Source organism: Rhodoferax sp. RT5P35 (genome assembly GCF_056521385.1).
In genome coordinates this window covers 1-1,326 of sequence record NZ_JBWMAX010000169.1, presented here as the reverse complement: position 1 = coordinate 1,326, position 1,326 = coordinate 1, and the positions used below count along the sequence as shown (strand labels likewise).

The following is a 1,326-nucleotide window of genomic DNA, read 5'->3' as shown; positions in this document are numbered from 1 at the left end:
GTTTGCGAAAAGGCAATCGCCGGAATGCCGAACAGGTAGCCCTCCATGGCCGCGCCCACGGTGCCCGAGTAGATGGTGTCGTCGCCCATGTTGGCGCCGTTGTTGATGCCCGAGATCACCAGATCCGGCCGGTAGCCCAGCAGGCCGGTCAGGGCGATGTGCACGCAGTCGGCCGGGGTGCCGTTCACATACCGAAAACCGTTGGCGGCCTGGTGCACGTACAAAGGCGCGTACAGGGTGAGCGCGTTGGACTTGGCACTGTTGTTGTGCTCGGGTGCGACCACCTCGACCTCGGCCACGTCTTTCAGCGCTTCATACAGCGCCACAATGCCAGGAGCCTGGTAGCCGTCGTCGTTGGAAATCAGAATTTTCATAGAACATGCCAAAGTGTTACCGGATTGTAGGGGCCGGGTTACAGCGCCCGACACCCGATGTAACACTAGGCCTGTGTGGTGACCAGCCCCTGCTGGAGGGCAAATACCTCGGGCCGCAGCGGGCGGGCAAAGTGGTAGCCCTGGGCGTAGGTGCATTGCAGGTGGCGCAGGCGCTGGGCGATCTGGGCCAGGTTTTGCTGAAAGCTGCTTTGGTAGCTGCGCAGGCCGCGTTGTTTTTCTTCCTGCAGCACGCTCAAGGCCAGGGCCAGGGTGGCCAGGGCCAGCAGGGCAAAGGCGGTGCGAAAGAAAAACCGCAGGCCGAAGGGGATGCGGAACGGCACCTGAAAAGGCACCTGGAACGGCAGCCGCCCCAAGGGCTTCATGCAGGCACCGTCCAGCGAAAGCCGCGCATCGGCACGTTTTCTATCGCGTCGAACTGCGGGTCCAGCTCGCGGAAGGCATCGCGGATGGTGCTGACGTGTTTGCGTACGTTGTCCCGGTTGCGGCCACTTTTCACCACCTGGTACAGATCGTCGTACGACTCCACTTGGCCCCGGCGCTGGTACAGCGTGGCCAGAATGCGCTGCGCGGTCAGTGGCAGGTTGATGCGGTGGCCGCGCCACAGGGCGGAGTTTTGCCGCAGAGGGTCCAGCGACAAGGCATCGGCATCCGCCGATGGCGCCTGGGGCGGGGCTTTGGCGGTAGCCCGGCCCGCCCGCAGGATCTCTAAAAACGTGTCGATGAAGTCGGCCTCTTCAAACGTGGTTTTTTGCAGGTAGTCCCAGGCATTCCGCGCCTTCATGATGCTGCGGTAAATGGTGGCGGGCATGGCCGACACCACCAACACCGGCGTGCCGGGCCGGGTTTTGTTGATGGCATTGATGATGGCCACGCCCGCATGCCGCTCGCGGCCCAGCTCGATGTCCAGCACCACCAGGTCGTACTGCTCGCG

The 1,326-nt window shown here is 63.3% G+C and carries 3 protein-coding genes; all 3 read right to left on the bottom strand.

Annotated features, from left to right (window positions below):
• Positions 1-374 (bottom strand): 5'/3'-nucleotidase SurE (gene surE / locus AC097L_RS24675; protein ID WP_479589354.1); only part of this gene is annotated, 374 nt, incomplete at its 3' end.
• Between the two features lie 65 nt (positions 375-439).
• Positions 440-757 (bottom strand): hypothetical protein, encoded by a 318-nt coding sequence (locus AC097L_RS24670; RefSeq protein ID WP_479589353.1) that lies wholly within the window; start codon positions 755-757, stop codon positions 440-442.
• A partial coding sequence (locus AC097L_RS24665) for a DNA-binding response regulator (RefSeq protein ID WP_479589352.1) occupies positions 754-1,326 on the bottom strand: 573 nt, incomplete at its 5' end. The genes AC097L_RS24670 and AC097L_RS24665, both read right to left, overlap by 4 nt.

Coding starts and splice junctions, on each gene's coding strand:
- AC097L_RS24670 (WP_479589353.1), bottom strand. CDS start 757: ATGAAGCCCTTGGGGCGGCTGCCGTTCCAGGTGCCTTTTCAGGTGCCG.